Genomic DNA, 20,780 nt, shown 5'->3' on the forward strand with positions numbered 1-20,780 from the left:
GGTCACCGCCCTTCGAAATCGATCCGCACGATGGCCACATCGTCGTTGCGTAGCTGTTGACGCTCCCTAAGACCATTCAGCCAGTCCACGAACGCCCCCAGGTCATCTGGCGCGGAGAACTCCAGCAGCTCCCTCAGCGCGTCGTCTTGGTCGGGCACCGACAGGAACCATGCCGCCAGTGCGTCGGTCATGAGGAACAGCCGGTCGCCCGGCAGGCACCGGCCTTCGGTGTACCGCGTACGGCCGGCCAGCAACGCCGCATCACGGTTACGGCTGCCGAAGAGGTCTGGGACGGTGCCGAACTCTTCGGCGGACTCCACGGGGAATGCCTCGACGAGCTGGTCGTTCCGCAGGTGGAACAGGCAGCTGTCCCCCAGGGCGGCAGCCCGCCACCGCCATACCGGGGCAGATACGCCGGCGTCGGGCTCAGAAACGGTTTCCGGGTCCACCCGCACGGTGAGCAGCGTCGCGAACGCACCCTCGGCGAGCTTGGTGTGCTCGTACCACTTCAACGGGCGCCCGTCAGCGACGCGCACCTGCGTGTACTGCTCGAGCCAGGGCTCCCACCGGCCCACGACTGACGCCGCGAACTCCTCGAAAGCGGCGCCGCCTTGCAAGAGGTCAGGCCGCTCCAAAGCACGCTCGGCCGCCGCACGGGACAGAAGCCGGGCCCAATCCTTCGCCAGAGCGCTCTCCGTTGCCCCGTCACAGACGCCGACGGTGATCGGTTCCCGCAGCATGTGGTCATGCGGATGGTCGGGCAGCACGACGACGGCGTCCTCGCATTCCGCCTGCGTACTGCCGTACTTAGGGGCTACCAGGTGCGTGACGTACACGCAGGAAGGCGATTGCGTCACCGCAGTTCGGTGGCGCGGGTGCCGATGTCGAGGAACTGCACGACCGTGGTGATGTCCGCGTTGTAGACGAAGCCACGGGTGGTCTCGCTGACCCGCTGCCCCTGCGAGGCCGCGTATGAACGCATATGGCTGGGCAGAGGGCTGGACATGGAGAACAGAGTGCGGGCATAGCTGTCGGGGAGTCCGTCGGTGGTGTCCGGGAACGCGGTGGGGGTGCCGCCCGCGGCGGACACGTGGAGGTTGAACAGCAGAGCGGCACCATCAGCCGTTGCATGCGAGGTGATGGCCTCGGCGGCAGCCGTGGGATCGCCATCGGTCGACTCCCCGTCCGTCAGGTTGATGACGATCGGCGGGAAGCTCGCCGGGAAGCGCTCAGTCCAGCCGGCGACGAGGCTCTCGGCGTACTGAAGAGCGCGGTTCATCGGCGTCCCGCCATGGGCTACCGGGTCCATCCACAGAGGGAAGCTGACCGAGGTCTCGACCAGGCCGCCCGCACCGTCCGGCACCTTTTTGATTCGCTCGTCGACGCGCGCCGGGTTGTCCGCCACTTCGCTGAGGGGAACGATGTCCCGTCCGCCGAGCGCACCGGCGAAGGCGGAGCCGACGGAGGCGCCGTAACCGACGACCGCGACGTGGAAGTAGTCGCGGACACCCTCTTCCTTCGCGCACTTGACCGAGAGCTCTGTGAGGAGCCGGTTGATGGCGTCGGCGACGACATCAGCCTTCTGCTGCGGGACTTCACCGCCGATGGGGTCGCTCATGGAGGTCGACTGATCGACGAGGAAGATAATACTCGTCGGATTGCTGCGGCTGATCTCGGCCGTGTACGGCACGTTGCGCTCCTGGCGGACTGCGAAGTGATCGGTCGTCGGAGGAGCTCATGCGGCGCACATACGTTCCGGCTCCCGGCGCAGGCCGGAACGCCGAGACTCCCCGGGTCGCATCGTAATCCGATGACTCGGTGTGCGGGCGGAAGCCATCAAAGTGCCTCCCTGTCATCCTTGTGCTCGCCACCCTCCTTCGATCGCGGCATGCACCGCAGCCCAGCTCGACGCACGAAGGCGATCGCGACGTGGTCGCCTCCAAGGGCTGCGGAGCGGGTTGCCAGTTGGGTGCGGAACGTGGCGTATTCACTCCGCAAGGCCGCTCTCCGCCCCGGCCTCACGCGTGTGACGGAGCACGGTCACCGAGTCGGAGTTCGACCGCGAGCGGCGTGGCCTCGAGGCCATCCGGGAGAAGCTGCCGGACGGCGACCCGTGGAGAGGCGGGCGGCTCGTTGCGCGCAGTGGTCAAGGCCGCCTGGTACGCGCAGGCGATCAACCCACACCATCGGATTCCGGCCGGTAGGCCCGAAGGCGCCGACAACCACAGCAGTGCCCTGCAACAATCCCCCCAGGACGAGCTACTCGTCCCCATCGGCTTGCGAGGAAGGATTAGCAGTGGCGCAGAGCCGCAAGGGGCATTACCGGGCAGCGACCTACGTCAGGCCCACGACGGTCTCCCGACGCATGAAAAAGCCCGCCACTTGGGTCGTGGTGACTCTGGCAGTGCTCGCCATCGCCGCCTGGAACACCCTCTTCGGCGGCGGTTCTGGTACTCCCGCTACGACACCCCAGCAGACGACTCCCCCTGCCCAGGTGTCGCCAGCCCGATAGGCCGAGCTCTCAACCCCGCTCGGGACGTGCGGTATTACCGTCCTTCCTCCGCCAGAGTCTCCTGGCCCATGTCTGGGGCTCCCGGTCTTCTGCAGCAGAGGGCGTCAAGTCCTGTGCTCTGCCAGCCTGTTCCCCGCGGATCCTCTCCCACACCTCCTTCCACTGCCGCACCTGGTCCTCAGGTACTCCGCACGCCGACAAGTACGTGGGGATGGCAGTCCATGTACGCGGAAGCGTCTCGCGATTCAGCAAGTTGCTGACCGTGCCGTCCGCAATCTTGCGGCCCGAGCGTTCGCTGATCGCCTTCTGCGACAGCCCGGCCACCACACGGATATCCCCGAGCCGCGCGATGAACCCCTCGGCTGTCCGGATACCACCGGGCGAGGGCCAGGCGCGGAGGGACGGATCTAGGCCACCGGACGTACCGACGGGAGAGTCCGGGTCGAACGCTCGGTTTCGACCGAGAGCCAGTCGGGCTCCCGTGTTCCTATTTCTGGCCTGCGGCTCGGGGCGCGACTGAGCGGCCAACGACACCCGCAGCTGCTGATATACCGCGTCGAGCTCCAGCAACTCTGGACCGCCGACTATTCCACTGCGCAGAACTTCCAGTAGTTGGCCGGTGAAGGCCGTGTAGGTTTCACCTGGCGGAGCGAGAGCGGCACTCGTTTCCGAGGATGCGGCCAGAAGGTAACTCCCCTCCACCGAAGCGTGATCGGCCAGCTTCGGGGGGCCGCCGGCCATGGTCCCCAAGGCGAGTCCGCTGAAGCAGCAGTCCAGCAGGAGTACCTGTCGTTCCGAGCGCCCCGCCAGGACTGCCTGGCGTAGCCATTCATAGTGGAGAGACGACTCCGGCCAGTCCTGCTGGGATTTGGGCAACGCCAGTTGCAAACGGCTTTGCAGATCGACCAGGCCGTGTCCGGCGTAGTAGACGAGCAGGGTGTCCCGGGCCTCCAGGGAAGCAGCCCGTAGCACGGCCATCACCTCGTCTGCGGACCCGGGGTTCGCCAAGATCACACAGTGCTCCGGCCGCAGCCCCCATGACGTGGGCGACGCGAGCGCTTCAGCGAGTGCGGCGAGATTGTTGGTAACGGCCGGCAACGGCTCGAGGTGATCGAATTGGCTCGATCCGATGAGGACGGCACGCGATGCGCCCGGATCAGGCAACACACTCACTCGCCTCGACTCTCCCCCCTCTGACCGTCGTCCAGGACGCGGATCACACGCCGTACTTCGTCGTCGCTGCAGTTGGTGAGCGCGATGGTCGTGTCGTCCCTGGTGATCGTGATCTGCGCGCTTTGCGGTCGAGTCCGCTTCCAGGCGACGACAGCCATCACGAATGAGGCCGCACTCCAGCCATTCTCGGTCACCATCTTGATTACTTCCAGGGTCGACCCCATCTGCCCCGGCTGCGGGGGCCCGTCCGACCTCACCTCCGATGTGGAGGACCGCCGTACGGCTGCGTCGTTCCGCAGCCAGGCATGCAGCGAACGCAGTTCGCCCTCACCTTGCTCCATACGCAGATCAACGTACATGACGCCTCCTGACTCTCGACCTGCTGTCCTACTCGGACCTGCAGATACATCGTCGTTCAAAGTCCAGGCGGGCGAGGACAGTTCCCCGGAACCTCCGCATGGTCAAGACCAGCCAGGAGGGGCGTGACCGCCGAAGACGCCACCACCGGCGATGGCCCCCGCGCCCCGGCCGCCGACACGGCCGGCTCCGAACGCGAGGGCCGTTGCGGGCTCCGCGCGTCGGTCAGCACCGGGTCCAGATCTGGTGGCCGCCACCGGTGGCGGCCCACTGCTGGAGACCCGTGCCGGGTCCGGTGGACGGGCGTGGACGAGCGCCGCCTCAGGCTGAACTACGCGCACGTCAATTCCTGACCTCGTGAGGGGCTGCCGCACGATCGGGTGACATCGAAAGTCGCGTGTCCTGTGCGGGCTGTGTTTTGCACAGCGATCGTGGGTCGCAATTTCGTCCCGGAAATTCGTCCGGGCACTTGGACGGCATCAGATCGCCGGCTCGATAGGGCGAGGCGGGGCGGCAGGCGTCAACGCGGGCACGGAATCCTTCTTCAGCCTGCTGCGGAAGAACGTCCTCGACCGAATCGCCCCCATCGCATACGCGATCGCCATGACCACACCGGCCCTCCAAGCCGCGTGTCCGAACCTGACCTGCCCCACCTCACAGGTTCCAGTTCTGCTGGCTAACTGACGGCCTTCACGAAAGGCTGCCGGACATGCCCCGCGCCTACCCCGTTGAGTTCCGCGCCCGCGCCATCGCATTGGTGCGGGCAGGAAAAGAACAGAAGCAGACCGCCGTTGACCTCGGCATCCATCCGGTCACGTTGGCGAAGTGGTTGCGCCAGGACGACATCGACAATGGCCGACGGCCTGGCAGGGTCTCGGCGGAGTCCGCAGAGCTGCGTGCAGCGCGGCGACGAATCCACGAGCTGGAAACCGAGCTCGAGATCGTGCGCAAGGCCGCGAAGTTCCTCGGCGAGGACAAGCCGGCCCCAAAAGGCTCTACCCGGTGATCGACCGTCTCGTCGATGCCGGGGCACCGGTCGACCGATGCTGCCGGATCCTTGGGGTCGCCCGGCAGAACTACTACAAACACAAGCGCACCCCGACCACAGCGCGGCAGTTGCGGCGGGAGTGGCTGACCGGGCTGATCCGGGAGGTCCACGTCGCCTCACGCGGCACCTACGGCTACCGCCGCGTCCACGCCGAGCTCACCCTGGGCATGGGCATCCAGGTGTGCTCGAGGACCGTGTCGGTGCTGATGACACAGGCCGGGATCTACGGACTGCCCGGCCCGGTGCGGATCAAGCGCCTGCGGGGTGTCGTCACCGCCGATGACCTGGTCAACCGGAAGTTCCATCGGCTGCGTCCCAACGAGCTGTGGGTCACCGACATCACGCAACACCGCACCAGAGAAGGGTGGGTGTACTGCGCGGCGGTCCTGGACGCGTTCAGCCGCAAGATCGTGGGCTGGTCGATCGACTCCAGACAGGACTCCACCCTCGTGGTCAACGCGTTGGACATGGCCTTCCGCAACCGGCGCCCCGAACCAGGCGGGATAGTGCACGCCGATCACGGCGCCCAGTTCACCTCCTGGGTCTTCGGGGAACGGATCCGCTCCGCCGGGCTCCTGCCATCGTTCGGCACCGTCGGAGACGGCCTGGACAACGCGATGATGGAGTCGTTCTGGTCCTCAATGCAGATCGAGCTGTTGAACCGCAAACGGTGGAAGACCCGGGTCGAGTTGGCGAACGCAATCTTCGAGTACATCGAGATCTTCTACAACCGACAGCGGCGCCACTCAGCTCTGGGCTACCGCACCCCGATCGAGTACGAACTACTCTCCGAACAAGACACCATCCCCGCCGCCAGTTAGCCACCACAGCTGGAACCCAAACCGTGGGGCAGGTCAACCTGTCACCCAACCCTGCAGCAGACCCGACCGTCCGGCATGATGCTTCCTTCAGCTATGCACCGAGGGGGCACCACCTATGAGAAATGACGAAGTCGCGGACCTAACGAACTTCCTCCAAGCTCGTATTGACGAGGACGAAGCTGTGGCACTGGCCGTGAAGCCCGACACGGCCCAGGGCACCGCAGGGCTGAAGGCCCGGGTTCTCGCCGACATCTCCGCCAAACGTGGTGTCCTGCGCTTTGTGGAGCAGATGCAGCAGGGCGCAGAACAGGACGACTTCATGGTTCACGGTCCCGCCATGATTGCGCTCTCTGCGACTACCTTCCCGCTCCGCCACCTCGTTGCGGCATACGCCACACACCCCGACTTCCGGCCTGAGTGGGAGCCGAACGAGGAGGAAGTCGAGCCGGACCCGAGGCTCAGTCGCGGTCGCGCCGGCCGGGCATAGGTCGCTGGACTTACAAAGAGATCAAGGCCCGTCACGGCTTCACGCGATGGCGGGCCTTCACTCCCCTGGCGCCTCGGCCGGCACTCGCCGGCATAACTGGGCTTGATCAGCCGACCGCGCAGGTCAACGATCAGCTTGCTGTCCGTCTTCGCCGCAGACTAACCAGCCCCGCCACGAAGCAAACGCCGGCCAACGAGACAGGCGCTAGTGTTCTGAGTCGGGAATTCTGTTCAGATATGAGGCGAGGCGTTCGAGGATCTCGTCAGCGGTCTTCGTCCAGACGTAGGGCTTCGGGTCGGTGTTCCACGTGGCGATCCAGTTGCGGATGTCCTTCTCCAGGGCCTGAACGGACTTGTGGACGCCTCGTCGTATCTGTTTGTTGGTGAGTTCGGCGAACCACCGCTCGACGAGGTTCAGCCAGGACGACCCGGTCGGGGTGAAGTGCAACTGGAAGCGAGGGTGGGCCAGCAGCCACTTCTTGATCGCAGGGGTCTTGTGGGTCGCGTAGTTCTCACAGATGAGGTGGACGTCCAGGTCGGCCGGCACTTCCTTGTCGAGCTTGATCAGGAACTTCTTGAACTCCTCGGCCCGGTGCCGGCGGTGCAGGGAGCCGATCACTTTGCCGGTGGCGACCTCGAGTGCGGCGAACAGGGTGGTGGTGCCGGCACGGACGTAGTCATGGGTGGCCCGCTCGGGAACCCCGGGCATCATCGGCAGCACGGGCTGGGACCGGTCCAACGCCTGGATCTGCGACTTCTCGTCCACGCAGAAGACCAGGGCCCGCTCAGGCGGGTCCAGGTAGAGACCGACGACGTCGTGCACCTTGTCCACGAAGTACGGATCCGTCGACAGCTTGAACGTCTGCGACCGGTGCGGCTGCAGGCCGAACGCCCGCCAGATCCGCGACACCGACGACTGCGACAAGCCCATTTCCTTCGCCATCGACCGCGTCGACCAATGCGTCGCGTTCTTCGGCTTGGATTCCAGCGTCCTGGTGACCACAGCGGCGACCTGCTCGTCCGTCACCGTCCTGGGGCCACCCGGACGCGGCATGTCACCCAGCCCGGCAATCCGGTACTGCACGAAGCGGGCCCGCCAGCGGCCCACCGCCTGCGGCGTGGAACCGAGTCGAGCCGCCACGTCCTTGTTCGGGACACCCTCGGCACACGCCAGAACGATCCGACACCGCAAGGCCCACGCCTGCGGCGTGGAACGACGCCGCACCCACTCCTCAAGCGCGGCCCGTTCCTCACCCGACAGCGTCAACTCGGCCTTCGGCCGCCCCATCCGTGCCATAGACCAAGCCTACACATCTGAACAGAATTCCCGACTCAGAACACTAGTCGTCACGGTCAATGGGCAGCCTCCCGTGGTCACCCATGTCATCGCCTTCGCCCGGCGGTCTCCCGCGCCGCGGATGGCGAGGTGAAGGGCAAGTTCCTCGGGCGTGCAAGTGGGCCACAGCCGCTGCCCGCGTTCGAGTTCACCGGCCAGGTCACCGGCGGCGCCACTGGAGGTCGGCCGCGAGTCCAGCTTCGGAAGACAGGCAAGCGCTCCCCAGCGGCCATCGTGCTCGTTCGGCACCACGGGCCTGTCACCGAGTTGCTCGCGGGTGACATCCCCCAGGCGTACATCGCCGCGCAGCACCGCTCGCCCTGCCCTGGCCAGAACTGAACCTCTCTCACTTGGTGCGGCCGGACATCACTCCTACAGTGACGGCAGATCCAGCCCCGTCTCTCACCCGCTGCCATGACTCGGCTGAAGACACGCTGTCAGAGACTCCGACCTGTTCTCCGCCGACTACGTGCACCTCTGGGTTGGCGCCGTCCACCTGCGCATTCGCCTGAAAGAAGTGATGGCCACGCTTGATGGACGTGCGGGCCGGCGGCACGAAGGACCTGATTGCGGTGACCGACGGATGCCGCGAGTTCTCCGTGGCATGGGCTTGGGCTGCTGCGGCTGACCCGGCGTTCCGCAGTTCGTCCGGTTTGTTGTTCTGGGTACGCGGCCCAGAACAACAAACCCGGGGCGGAGTGGCCACATGATCGGCAAGGTACCTGTTAGTCGCCGGAGAAGCCGAAGATCCCCAGGTGGGTAGGCACACCTTCGGTATGGAGAACGACGTAACGGCCGGTCCACCGCATCTGGCACTCGCCGAGCAGGCTCTGCTCGTATTCCTGATGGCTCATCGCGTCGTTGGCGGCGGCGATCAGCTCCCCGTACTGCTGGGGCGTCGGGTGATCCGTGCCGAAATGGTGGACGACGCGGTCTGTTGCCAAGGGGCGCAAGGTGCCGTACTCGGGCCGTTGCGGGGAGTCGGACGCGGAGACGACTGTGTCGATATCAAGGATCGTGTGCGTGCCCTCCTGCCCCATGAACTCGTGGTCCTCGCGCAGTTCCTCCAGACTCCCGTAGCTGTCGCCGTCGCCGTACTCCTCCTGGAACACCCTGGCCTGCAAGGCGTCCAGTGCCGCCGCGACGTCCCCGTCGTACGCGGTGACGTAATCCCATCCGCTGGCACCCATCGAGCCACCCCCCTCTGAGAATCGTGAACGGCGCCACCCTAGTGGCCGGGTCCGACAACGCCGCAGGCCCTCTGAGCATGCGAAAGGGCCTGAGGCGCGGGGTGCGCCTCAGGCCCATTCTGTCGCTGCGTGCAGGAGGCTACGGGTTGACGGGCAGGATTGGGGTGTTCAGGGTCGGGATGCTCCAGCGCTGTGCGGCGGTGGAGTTGCAGGGATAGAGCTGGAACGTGGTGCCGCGGTCGCTGGTCGCCCACGGAACATCCAGGCACATGTTGGACTGCGGATTGTAGATCGTGCCGTCGGCCCGGGCGCGCCACTGCTGGCCGCCTTCGCCGAGGCAGTTCCACAGGATGATCCCGGTGCCCGAGGCGGTGCCGTTGGCGCTGGCAGACAGGCACTGGGTGCCGATGGTGAGGGCTCCGTTGGCGTTGATGCTCCAGCGCTGGGCGGCGGTGCTGTTGCAGTCGTAGAGCTGGGGGTGCACGCCGTTGGCAGTGCTGGCGTTGGGTGCGTCCATGCAACGCCCGGAGTGGGGTGAGAAGCGGATCGGGCCGTTGCTGGTGGTCGCCGCGACAGCGGTGTTGTAGATGGCCAGGTTGCTGACCCGGCCGGTCAGGTAGTTGGTGAAGGTGTTGTTGTTCCGGTAGCGGCCGAGGACAAGAGTGCCACTCGCGGTGGGGCTGGTCGAGGCGGTGTGCTGACCGGTGCCGGCCAGGGCGCCGTTCACGTACATGTTCATCTGGCCGGTGTCTGCGTTGTAGCTGGCGGTCAGCTGAGTCCAGGTGTTGAGCTGGTAGGCCGCGGCGGGGCCGGTCGCGCCGGAGAAGTCGTACGGCCAGTCGTTGTTGGCGTCGCCCCGGGCGAGTCCGAACTTCCAGGCACCGTGGTCGGCATAGATCATGAACGAGCTGCCGTTCACGGTCTCCTGGCTGACCACCATGCCGGCGTCGTCCTTGGCCAGGTAGGCCCAGGTGCTGACGGTGAAGCTCTTGTGGGTGTCGACCACGCCCTTGCTGCTGGTGATGGTGGACTGGGCAGTGCCGTCGAACACCGCGACATTGGTCTTGCGGCCGTCGACGGTTTCCTCGCCCCAGGTGACATTCGCGGCGGTGCCGTTGTAGGAGGCCGGGTTGGCCTTGGCGTTGCCGGTTAGCGGCCACTGGACGTATGGGGCCTGGCTGCTACCGCGGAAGTGGTCTCCGGCGAAGCCGGTGACCTGGGTGCCTGCAACGGCGGCCGGCCAGACGTGGAGGTTGCCGGAGGTGTCGGTGGCCCAGAGGTCGGGCACGTCGTCGTCGGTGAGGTTGCCGTCGGAACCGACCGTCGGGAAGGACGTCGCGGTGACGCCGTAGCCGATTTTGGACACGGGGCTGGCGGTGATGCCCGTCACCTCGGTGGAGGTGTCGGGCCGGGTGGCCGTGGTCAGGGCGTACTGGAAGATGTCGCCATTGGTCCGGTTGCGTACCCAGAGCGCGGGAGCGGTGGCGCTGGTGGCGCCGATGGCCAGTGTGTTGCCGGGGACCATCAGGTCCTTGTCGTCCCAGCCACCAGTGGAGACCAGGGACGGCGGCGCCAGGGTGTGGTTGGTCTTGACCGGGTAGTACCAGAGGTTGCCCGAGTCGATGGCGAAAACGCCGGTCGCGTCGGTGACCGTGCGGCTCGGCGTGCGGGTGTCCTTGGCCGAGCCGATCGGGGTGATCTGGCGGGCCTGCGCCCAAGAGTTGCCGTCGTGGTGGCCGGCGCAGGAGGTGGCGAGATCGGGGTCACAGTCCGGCCGGTCGAGCGGGGTCATCGTGCCGCGGGTGAAGCGACCCGGGTCGGAGAGCGTGTCGGAGTAGTAGTAGAGCGCGTCGTCACCGTCGGAGGCGCCGGGGCTGCTCGGGTCCTTGTGGACGAACAGGTCGTCGAGGTTGGTGGTGGGGTCGAGGGCGCCGCGGTGCGCGACCCGGTAGTCCTTCCAAGTCCGGGGGTTCGTTGGAGCGTCGGCACCGGGGGCCTGGGCGGCGGCCGCGGCCGTACCGGTGGGCGGCACGCTGGAGTTGCCCGGGTCAGTGGCGCGGCCGTGGGTGATCAGGTTGCCTGCCTGATCCGTGACCAGGATGTCGGGCCGGGCATCACCCGTGGTGTCGCCGAATGCGACCGGGCCCTCCGTCCACGGGACGTAGAACGAGTACGACATGGTCTGGGAGGAGTTACCGGCCTCGTCGAAGACCTGGGCGTACAGGGTGTTGGTGCCCCAGTGGGTCGGCTTGGTCGCGACGTCGTTGACCACCAGTGGGGTGCCCGAGGTGGGGGTGCACTTCTGCTCGGCGCCCGACATCTGCGGGTCGTAGCTCCAGCGGAGGCACGCCAGGCCGGAGGAGATCAGGCCGGTGCCCGGGCTCGGGTCGGAGGCGATCAACGGGATGTGCCCGGTGTCGCCCAGATGCAGCTTGGTGGTCTGGCCGTTTCCGGCCGGCGGGAACTGGGTGGCCGGGTCGGTGAATGTGCCGAAGGCGAGCACCGGTGGGGTGGCATCGACGGCGAAGTGGCAGACAGGGCTCGGGGATCCGCGCAGCAGGCCGTCGTCACCGTAAGCCTGCCAGCCGTAGTGGTGGCCGTCCTGGAGGGTGCCCATCGGCAAGGTGTAGGAGGCCTCGCTGCCCCGGCTCACAAAGCCAGACCAGCCGGTGTGCACGGAGTTGCCGCCGGTGGTGTTGTCCCAGATGTTGATCCACTCGGTCAGCTGGCCCTGGTTGGGGCTGTTGACGGTGGACCTGAGACTGGTGTTCGCGCTGGTGATGTAGCCATACGAGGAGAGAGGCACGCTGGCGCAGGCATCGGTGTCCGCGGTGGTGACCCGGTGCGGGGCCGGGACGGTGTGAGGGTTGCCGGGCACACCGGGCGGGAAATCGAATGTGCTGCTAAGCGTGGCGTCGTAGTTGTACCGCTTGAAGCCCATCCGCTGGCCGCTGCCCTCCGGGCCGCGTACTGCGAAGGCGAGCGGCACGTTGGTGGTGCGGATGCCGTCGCGCAGCGCACCGGTGATGTTGAAGTCGATCGGCAGGTCGCTGTAGCACTCCGACAAGGTGCCGTTGCCGGGTACCGACTTGCTGTCGACCCACTCCCGGATCTCGTGGTTGCTCCAAGTCACCGACGCGTCGAACGCCCCTGCCCGGTAGAGGTTGACCGGGTAGGTCGTTGTGCAGGAGTGGTCAGAGGAGATGTACTGGCTGATGCGCAGGTTGGCGTAGTTGATGGTGGCGCCGGCGTAACCGTTGAGGTTGAACTCGAACAGAGCCCGCTCGATCCCGGTTGCGGTCTCCCAGCCCTGGAAGCCGGATCCGGGCCGATCACGGTCGGTGGAGCCGGTGCGGTCGAAGTTGCCAGTGGTGTTGTGCGCCTGCATCACCCAGGCATGGTGCTGCTTGCCACGGGCGTCCTGCGACCACGACGGGTCGACGTAGACGGGGTACGAGGTGTTGGCACCGTCGAGCAGGTCGAGGCTCGGGGCCAAAGAGATCGAACCCTGCGCGTGGTCACTGTTGCCTTGGACCTTGGCCTCGGTCACCGGGATGGTAGCGACGCTGGCCAGTGCGCCGGGGCCGGCTGTGGTGCTCGGCGCGTCCGGCGGAGCGTGGGTCGCGTCACCGGAGTCGTCCGAGCCGGCATCGGCCGCCTTGGCGTTGCGGGTGGCAGGCGAGGCCTGCGCGGTCTCGACGGCGTATTTCGCGGCGGCCCGGCCGGCCGGGGTCCGGGCTTCCTTGGCGGACCACATCTGGGGGGCCGGCGCGGTGAACACCGGCTCGCCGTCGGCGGTCGCGGTCAGCGCGCCGCCGTCGCTCTTGGCGAGGTCCAGACCCTTGGTGGCCGTAGGGAAGACGAGGTTGCGCACTGCCGGATTGGCTGCAGCCGTGGGCGTACGCAGCACGATGACGGTGGTATAGCCGCCCCATTTGGTGGCGGTCACCTGCAGGTCGGTGTCCGGGGCCACATCGGAGAACAGGGCCCCGTTGCCGATAAGTTTCGGGGCGGGGAGCGGGCCGGGGAAAGGCGAGGAGACGGCGAGCTGCTTGCCGTCCTTGGTCGTCATGGTGGCCAGCGGGCCGCTGCCGCCGCCGGAGATGACCAGGTCTCCGCTGGAGGCCGTCGCGACGACGGTGCCGTCCGCGTTCTTGACGAGAGTGTCGTCCAGGGTGGCCCAGGAGCCGTCGGTGCGCTTGGTGCGCTGGGCCATCTCATGCTGCTCGGAGCGCAGTTTGCCTTCGGCAGTCGCTACCACGGTGGTGTATTCGTCGGTGAGTACGGGGACGGGAACATCCTTACCCGCGCTCTTCGCCTGGGTGATGGCCTGCTGGACGGCGTCCTGGGCGGGCGGGGCGGGCTGCCCCGCGGGTTTGGCAGGTTCCGGAGTGCCATCGGCGGCGTGGGCGACGAGCGGAGTAGCCGTCAGTAGGCCTGCGGCGAGGACGAATGTGACGGCGGCCGATACGGACCGTCTGGCGAGCCGGGCGGGTCTGGGTCTGGTGGACATCGAGTTCCCCCGTGGTTTGGCGCGCTCCGCATTGCGGATGTGCAGAGATCCGCAGCACCTTGGCAGTCCTGACTGCCTGTCTACAAAGGGGTATTGATTCTGTTGTCGTGATATCAGAGCCAAAAGGACCTAACCGGCGGCCTGTGAGATATGTCATGCGATCGCTGATCGTCGGTATTGCTGACGGCACGTCATCCGACTGCTAGTTTCCCGTCCGATTGTGTTGGTGATCATCACAGATCTTTCACAGACAACGGGGGTCCAGTGGCAAGTCCGGAGAGACCAAGACGTACGAGATTCTCATGGAGATGTGTCGTCGGGCCGGTGGCCTTCGCCGTCGCGGGCACCCTGCTCGCTCCCGCAGCGCAGGCCACGGCCGGCCCCGACTTCTCCAAGATCTGGCAGCCACCGGATACGCCGCTGCCCGGCACCACCTCGGTAAATGTCACCGACGTCGCCAAGGCGGCCTCGATCGCGCCGCATTACCCGGTGCCCTCGCGGGCCGGCAAGATGGCCGCCCCGGCGCCCACCCAGCGCGCGTCCGCCACTGTCGATCTGTCCGGAGCACAGGCTAAAGGGCCGTTGAGGGCCGGGAAGCTGCCCGTCTGGGTGGCACCCAAGCCCGGCGCGCCCGCTACGTCGCAGGCCGTGACTGTCGTCCAGAGTGACGGGCAGACCGCCCACGCGGCCGGGGTGAACGGGCTGCTCTTCACCTTGACCGCTCAGCCGCAGAGCACCTCCGCCGCCACAGCCCCTGCCACGCGCCAGCAGTCGCCCACTACTCTGGTGCTGGTCGCTGTGGACGTGGCCGCGCTGAACGCCGCTACCGGCGGTGAATTCGCCTCCCGTGGGCGCCTGGTGAAGCTGCCTGCCTGTGCCGCGACCACCCCCGCATCTCCCTCCTGCCAGGTCCGCACGCCCGTGGCGGCCCATTTCGAACAGGCCACCGGGCGGATGGTGGCCGAGGTGCCGCTGCCCGCCGCCACACCGGCACGTACTGGCGCCGCCCAGTCCTCGTTCATCACCGGTGTGCACCCGGCCGCCGCACCCACCGGTGCGCCGCTGCTGCTGGCCGCGGAGACCGGCCCGGCCGGTGGTGGTGGCACTTACGCCGCGTCGACGCTGTCGCCCTCCTCCGCCTGGGCCGCCGGCAGTGCATCGGGCGCGCTGACGTACAGCTACCCGGTCCAGGTGCCGCCCTCGCTCGGCGGCGCGGCCCCGACGGTCGGACTCTCCTACAACTCCTCATCGGTGGACGGCAAGACCTCGGCCACCAACGCCCAGGCGTCCTGGGCCGGCGACGGCTGGGAGCTGAATCCCGGTTTCATCGAGCGCGACTTCAAGCCCTGCGACAAGAGCGGGATCGCCGACTCCGGCGACCAGTGCTGGGGCGGCTTCAACGCGACGCTTTCGCTCGGCTCGCACTCCGGCCAACTGGTCCGCGACCGCAACGCGGGATCGTCCAGCGCCACCACCGACGCGGCCACCGGCGTATGGCACCCGAAGGACGACGACGGAACCAAGATCGAATTCGGCTCGGGCGCGGGCAACGACGCCCGGGACGGCGCGTACGCCAAGGTCACCGACAGCTCGGGGACCGTCTACTACTTCGGGCTCAACCACCTGCCCGGCGGGGACAAGAGCGACCCGGCCGCCAACTCGGTGTCCACCCTCCCTGTGTACTCCCCGGGCAGCGGCGACCCCTGCTACGACTCGGCGCAGGGCAAGGCCTCCTGGTGCCAGATGTGGCAGCGGCTCTCACTGGACTACGTGGTGGACCCGAAGGGCAACCTGACCACCTACACCTGGGCCCCGGAGACCAACTGGTACGCCCGTGGCGCCGGCCAGAACAACGGCACTGGCACCCGCACCTCCTACACCCGGGCCAACCTGCCGGCCTCGATCGCGTACGGCCAGCGTTTGGACGAGCAGCTGGCAGCCAAGGGCGCCCTGCAACCGGCCGAAAGAATAGCCTTCGCCACCGCCGAGCGCTGCCTGGACAGCGCGACCTGCGACCCCGCCCAGCGCACCATTGCAAACAAGAACAACTGGCCTGACGTGCCGGTCGACCAGGAGTGCAAGCAGGACGGCACCTGCACCCACTCCAGCCCGAGCTTCTTCACCACCAAGCGCCTGAGCACCATCACCACTCAGGTCCGCATCAACAATGCCTGGAAGGACGTCGACTCCTACAGGCTGACCCACTCCTTCCCCGACCCGAAGGACAACACCAGCCAGAAGGCGCTCTGGCTGGACTCGGTCGAGCGGACCGGCAAGACGGCCACTCCCGAGCTCTCCACCCTCCCCGTCACCTTCACCCCGGTGATGCTTCCCAACCGGGTGGACGGGACCGACCTGGTGCCCGCGCCGCCGCTGATGAACCGCCCGCGTATCCAGCAGATCCACAACGAGACGGGCGGCGTCCTCAACGTCGACTACAACCTGCCGGGCTGCTCCCGGATCAACAAGGTGATGCCGGCTGCCGAGGACGACAACAGCATGGCCTGCTACCCGATCCGCTGGCTGCCCTCCGGGTCGGTGGCCGATGCCGACCCGGTGCTGGACTGGTTCAACCACTACACGGTCGCCTCGTTGACCGAGAACGACACTGCCACCGACGCCCCGCAGAAGATCACGAAGTACACCTACGAGTCGGCCGGCTGGCACCGCGATGACGCCGAGCTGACCGAGACCAAGGCCCGCACCTGGGGTGACTTCCGCGGCTTCAGGACCGTCACCACCACTGTGGGCAGCGGGACCGACGGTCCCCGGGCGCAGACCCGCACCACCTACCGGCAGGGCATGGATGGTGACGTCCGCCAGGACGCCGGAAGCCGCAGCGTCCACCTGACCGATGCACTCGGCCGGGATGTCGTTGACGTCGACTGGCTGGCCGGCCAGCCACTGCAGAGCGAGACCTTCGACCAGGCCGACGGAAAGGTCACCGCCCGGACTGTCAACGGCGCCTCCGGCGAGGTCGCCACAGCCACCCACTCGCGCGGCACCGGCCTGCCCGACCTGGTCGCCCGATACACCGCCACCACCCAGGCGGTGACCAGCCAGGCGCTCAAGGCCGACCAGAGCTGGCGCACCACCACCAAGACCACGGTCACCGATCCGTCCCGCGCCAACCGTCTGCTCACCTCGCTCGACCAGGCCGACGGTCTGCCCGACCTGTGCACACGCACTGCCTACGCCACCGGGCCCGACCCGCAGCGCACCGACCTCGCCGCCGAAACCCTGACACTCTCCGGCCCTAATGCCTGCACTGCGGCCGCCGGCCCCAGCAACACCACCGCCCGCAGTCGGGTCCTCTACGACAACCTGCCCTTCGGCCAGGCTGCGGCGAGCGCCAACCCGAGCGGCGCCCAGGAGCTGGAGCGCTACGAGAGTGACGGCAGCGCCACCTTCACCACCAAGACCAGCACCACCTTCGACAAGTACGGCCGGACGGAGTCGGTGACCGCGCTGACCGTCAAGGACGCGCTGCATCCGAACGGTGCGACCACCCGGACCAGCTACGCGGCTGCCGCGGCGGGCGAGCTCCCGTCCGCGCTGACCTCCTCGGCGCCGATCCCCGGTGCCGCCACCGGCAGCTGGGACACCGTCACCACGATCGACCCGCGGCGCGGGAACACGCTGACCGTCAAGGATCCCAACAGCAAGACCAGTACCCAGGTCTATGACGCCCTCGGCCGGCTCACCGGCGTCTGGCTGGCCGGACGCAACCCGGCGGCCAACGCCAACGCGAACCTCGCCTATGCCTACAACCTGTCGAACAAGGCCGGGGTGCCTTCCTCGGTGACCACCTCGGTTCTCAAGCGGGATCTGGCGATGCCGGTCTACACCCGTCGCATCGACATTCTGGACGGCTTCGGACGCACCCGGCAGGCCCAGGCCTCACCCGCCAACCCGGCCTACACCGGCCGGATGATCACCGATTCCCTGTACGACTCGCAAGGCAGGGTGAAGACGGCCAACGCCGCCTGGTACAACAACGTTTCCGGCCCCACTACGACCCTGGTGCAGGCCGCCGAGTCGACCATCCCGGCACAGACCCGCACCACGTACGACGGCCGGGGCCGGGCGACCGTGGTCGCCTCATGGTCGCTCGGTGTCGAGCAGAACCGCACCACCACGGTCTACGCCGGAGTCGACCGGATCGACCTGTTGCCGCCCGCCGGCACCTGGCCGACCAGCTCGGTCTCCAACGCCCGCGACAAGACCGTCGAGCGCTGGCAGTACAACACGCCCACCGCGACAGGCAACCCGGCCGATGCGGTGATCTCCCGCTACACCTACACCGCTGATGGCAAGCCCGAGACTCGTACCGACGCGGTCGGCAACCGCTGGTCCTACGGCTACGACCAGCAGGACAGGCAGATCTCGGCGAGCGACCCGGACACCGGCACGGTCGTCCAGACCTTCGACGAGGCCTCCCGGGTTGCCACCACCACCGACAACCGCGGCCGCAAGCTCGTCTTCACCTACGAACTGACCGGCCGCAAGACCGGCGTGTACGAGGGCAGTGTCGCCCCGGCCAACCAGCTCGCGGGCTGGTCCTACGACACGGTGATCAAGGGCAAGCCGGCTTCCGCCACCCGTTACGTCGGAGGAGCCGGCGGTCAGGCGTACACCACAGCCGTGAAGGGGTATGACGACGCCTATCGGCCCACCGGGTTGAGCATCACCATCCCGGGCAGCGAGGTCGGTCTGGCAAGCGGCAACTTCACCTATGCCGTGTCCAGCAGCTTCGACAAGATCACCGGCAATCTGAAGTCCACGCTACTGCCCGCCCTTGGCGGCCTGCCGATGGACGACATGGCGTACTCCTACAACGACTACGGCCAGCTGTTCAAGTACGCGGGTGCCACCACCTACGACACCCAGACCGAGTACGACGCCTTCGGCCGGGTAATCCGTTCCACCGTCAACCCATGGGCCAGCCAGGTGGTGGTCACCAACGACTACGACCAGGCCACCGGACGGCTGCGCAACCAGTTCCTGGACAAGCAGACCTCCGCCAGCGGCGCGGTCCAGCAGACCGGTTACACCTACGACGACTCCGGCCGCGTCACCTCCATCAGCAGCACCCCCGACAACACTCCGGTCGGCCGCGATCTGCAGTGCTTCGACTACGACAGCCTCGGCCGACTGAACACCGCGTGGACCGACACCGGCAGCGTCACAGTCCCCGACGCGCTGCAGCACCAGACCCAGGACCAGGGCCGGTGCACCAACACCAGCCCCACCAGCGGCGCGATCGCGCCCGCCCAGACCACTGTTGGTGGTGGCACCCCGTACTGGCAGGAGTACGGCTACGACGTGACGGGCAACCGGACCAGGTTCGTCCAGCACGACACCAGCGGTGACGCCACCAAGGACTCCGTCACCACGCAGACCTTTCCGAGCGCCGGCACCGTCAACACCGGCGGCGGCAGCGGCGGTCCGCACGCGCTCACCGGCACCAGCACCAAGGTCGGAACCAGCACCACGGTGTCAGGCAACGACGCCTATGACGCGGCCGGCAACACCACCGGCATCTACACCTCGAAGACCGGCACCGCCGACCTCACCTGGAACAGCGAGGGCAAACTCGGCGCTCTTGCCCAGGCCGGTCCGATCACCGGCATCGGTGGCAAGTGCCTGGACATGCAGGGCGGCAGCTCGGCCAACGGCAACCCGCTGCAGATCGACACCTGCACCTCCGGCGGCGGCCAGCGCTTCGCCACCAACGGCGGCCTGCTCAAGGTGTTCAGCAAGTGCATCACCGCGATGGGCACCGCGGCGGGGTCCGTCGTGCAGCTCCAGCCCTGTGACGGCCGTGCTTCTCAGAACTGGACCGTCCGCGCGGACGGCACCATCCTCAACGCGGCCGCCACCCGCTGCCTGGCGGTGCCTGGCAACGTCACCACCAACGGCACCGACCTGGCGATGGGCGACTGCGCGACGCCTCTTCCGGCCGGTCAGAAGTGGACCGTCCCGAACCAGACCACGAGCTACGTCTACGACGCCGACGGCAACCAGCTGATCCGGCGCAATCCAGGCAAGACCACCATCAACCTCGGCACCGACCAAGTCACCTATGACACGGTGGCCAAGACCCTCACGGGCACCCGGTACTACCCGGTTCCCGGCGGTCTCAGCATGGTCCGGGTCGGCGCCGGCGGTCTGACGATCCAGCTCGCCGACCACCACAACAGCGGCACCCTGACAGTCGATGCCACCAGCCTTGCCGTCACCCGCCGTCCGATGGACCCCTTCGGCAACCCGCGCGGCACCCAGCCCGCGCCGGGAGTCTGGGCCGGTGACAAGGGCTTCGTCGGCGGAAGCAAGGACGATGTCACCAGCCTGACCAACCTCGGTGCCCGGGAGTACCAACCGAGCACCGGACGCTTCCTCTGCGCGGACCCACTGCTCGTACCGGATGATCCGCAGCAATGGAACAGCTACGGCTACTCACACAGCGACCCGGTCAACCGCAGCGACCCGTCCGGGCTCTACGACCCGGACCAGCGGGCCTGGGAGCAGGAGCAACGACGGGCGAACCAACCCGCCTCCGAATCGGCCGGGGATAGCGAGCCGGTGGGCCTTGGCGAGGACGAGCCCACAAAGGAGGAGGAGAAGTGGTGGAAGGTCTGGCAGCCGCGCCATGACACTGCCGTCCTCATGGTCACCGCCTACCTCAAGGCCAAGCACCCGTACAACGACTTCGACAACGACGTCTTCATCCGCGGCGCCTCCGCGAAGGGCAATGGGGAGCCCGGCTACGCCGACATCGTCGAGTGGGGCAAGAACGACGTCACGATCTGGGAGGTCAAACACCAGGGTGGGGCGGCGGAGAAGGCCGGCCCGGCGCAGCTCGCCCGGTATGTCTCGAAGATGCAGGCGATGCTGGTCGCCAGCGGCGACACCCGGAGAGTGAAGATCGGCGAACCGCTCGGGGTGGAGCTAGGCCCGGTGCCCAACTTCGGCAACCCCGCCGAGTTCATCACCGCGAAGGACAGTGGGAAGGCCGGCATCATCAGCTACACGTGGTCACGGGAGGATACCCGCGGCGGTGAGCCGGACCCCGTGCCCCACCCTGTACCCGGCCCGCAACCCAACCCGATGCAGCTGAAGGAGCGGGGCAGGCGGCCGGACTGGACCTCGACCCGCCCGATCAAGGGCCTGCCGGCAGGAGGACTGATGCCCCACGCGGCGCCGTCCGAAAACGGAGGAGACGGGCTCACCTTCAACGTACCGAAGATGACCCCCCAGCAGCAGGAGGACACCGGGGTGGCGGCGGTGGTGGGCTTCCTCGGAGCCGTCCTCATCCTCTGTAACCCCGTCACCTAGGATGAT

The 20,780-nt window shown here is 67.4% G+C and carries 9 protein-coding genes and 2 pseudogenes; 4 read left to right on the forward strand and 7 right to left on the reverse strand.

What is annotated here, in order from left to right; genetic code table 11:
* Positions 1-2: 2 nt before the first annotated feature.
* The 4 genes from C8250_RS10240 to C8250_RS10255 form a co-directional block, all read right to left on the reverse strand.
* Positions 3-836, reverse strand: coding sequence for a hypothetical protein (locus C8250_RS10240; RefSeq protein WP_244809082.1), 834 nt, complete (start codon positions 834-836; stop codon positions 3-5).
* Between the two features lie 17 nt (positions 837-853).
* Positions 854-1,690, reverse strand: a complete 837-nt coding sequence (locus C8250_RS10245) for a vWA domain-containing protein (protein WP_138353922.1) — start codon at positions 1,688-1,690, stop codon at positions 854-856.
* Positions 1,691-2,521: 831 nt separating this feature from the next.
* A complete protein-coding gene (locus C8250_RS10250; protein ID WP_187144806.1) occupies positions 2,522-3,685 on the reverse strand; it encodes a caspase family protein in 1,164 nt (387 codons plus the stop codon).
* On the reverse strand, positions 3,682-4,044 hold the full coding sequence (locus tag C8250_RS10255; RefSeq protein ID WP_138353924.1) for a hypothetical protein: 363 nt from the start codon (positions 4,042-4,044) through the stop codon (positions 3,682-3,684). The genes C8250_RS10250 and C8250_RS10255 overlap by 4 nt, the downstream gene beginning before the upstream one ends.
* 413 nt (positions 4,045-4,457) lie before the next feature.
* Between C8250_RS10255 and C8250_RS10260 the strand changes: the two are divergent.
* The 3 genes and pseudogenes from C8250_RS10260 to C8250_RS10270 form a co-directional block, all read left to right on the forward strand.
* Positions 4,458-4,618 (forward strand): annotated as a pseudogene (locus C8250_RS10260) (IS3 family transposase); the annotation flags it as partial.
* Positions 4,619-4,751: 133 nt separating this feature from the next.
* Positions 4,752-5,911 (forward strand): annotated as a pseudogene (locus C8250_RS10265) (IS3 family transposase).
* A 115-nt stretch (positions 5,912-6,026) separates the two neighbouring features.
* The gene (locus C8250_RS10270; RefSeq protein ID WP_138353119.1) at positions 6,027-6,398 is read left to right on the forward strand and encodes a DUF6221 family protein; all 372 of its coding nucleotides are present in this window, start codon (positions 6,027-6,029) and stop codon (positions 6,396-6,398) included.
* A gap of 204 nt (positions 6,399-6,602) precedes the next feature.
* On the opposite strand, the gene C8250_RS10275 is transcribed toward C8250_RS10270, so the two are convergent.
* The 3 genes from C8250_RS10275 to C8250_RS10285 all read right to left on the reverse strand — a co-directional run bounded on the left by C8250_RS10275 (position 6,603) and on the right by C8250_RS10285 (position 13,436).
* Complete coding sequence (locus tag C8250_RS10275; protein WP_187145264.1) at positions 6,603-7,685, reverse strand: IS630 family transposase; 1,083 nt, start codon at positions 7,683-7,685, stop codon at positions 6,603-6,605.
* A 773-nt stretch (positions 7,686-8,458) separates the two neighbouring features.
* On the reverse strand, positions 8,459-8,923 hold the full coding sequence (locus C8250_RS10280) for a hypothetical protein (protein ID WP_138353117.1): 465 nt from the start codon (positions 8,921-8,923) through the stop codon (positions 8,459-8,461).
* Positions 8,924-9,062: 139 nt separating this feature from the next.
* Positions 9,063-13,436 (reverse strand): ricin-type beta-trefoil lectin domain protein, encoded by a 4,374-nt coding sequence (locus tag C8250_RS10285; protein WP_138353116.1) that lies wholly within the window; start codon positions 13,434-13,436, stop codon positions 9,063-9,065.
* A 324-nt stretch (positions 13,437-13,760) separates the two neighbouring features.
* Between C8250_RS10285 and C8250_RS10290 the strand changes: the two genes are divergently transcribed.
* A complete protein-coding gene (locus tag C8250_RS10290) occupies positions 13,761-20,774 on the forward strand; it encodes a ricin-type beta-trefoil lectin domain protein (protein ID WP_138353115.1) in 7,014 nt (2,337 codons plus the stop codon).
* Positions 20,775-20,780 lie beyond the last annotated feature (6 nt).

Source organism: Streptomyces sp. So13.3 (assembly GCF_005860785.2).
In the GTDB taxonomy this organism is placed as follows: Bacteria; Actinomycetota; Actinomycetes; order Streptomycetales; family Streptomycetaceae; genus Actinacidiphila; species Actinacidiphila fildesensis.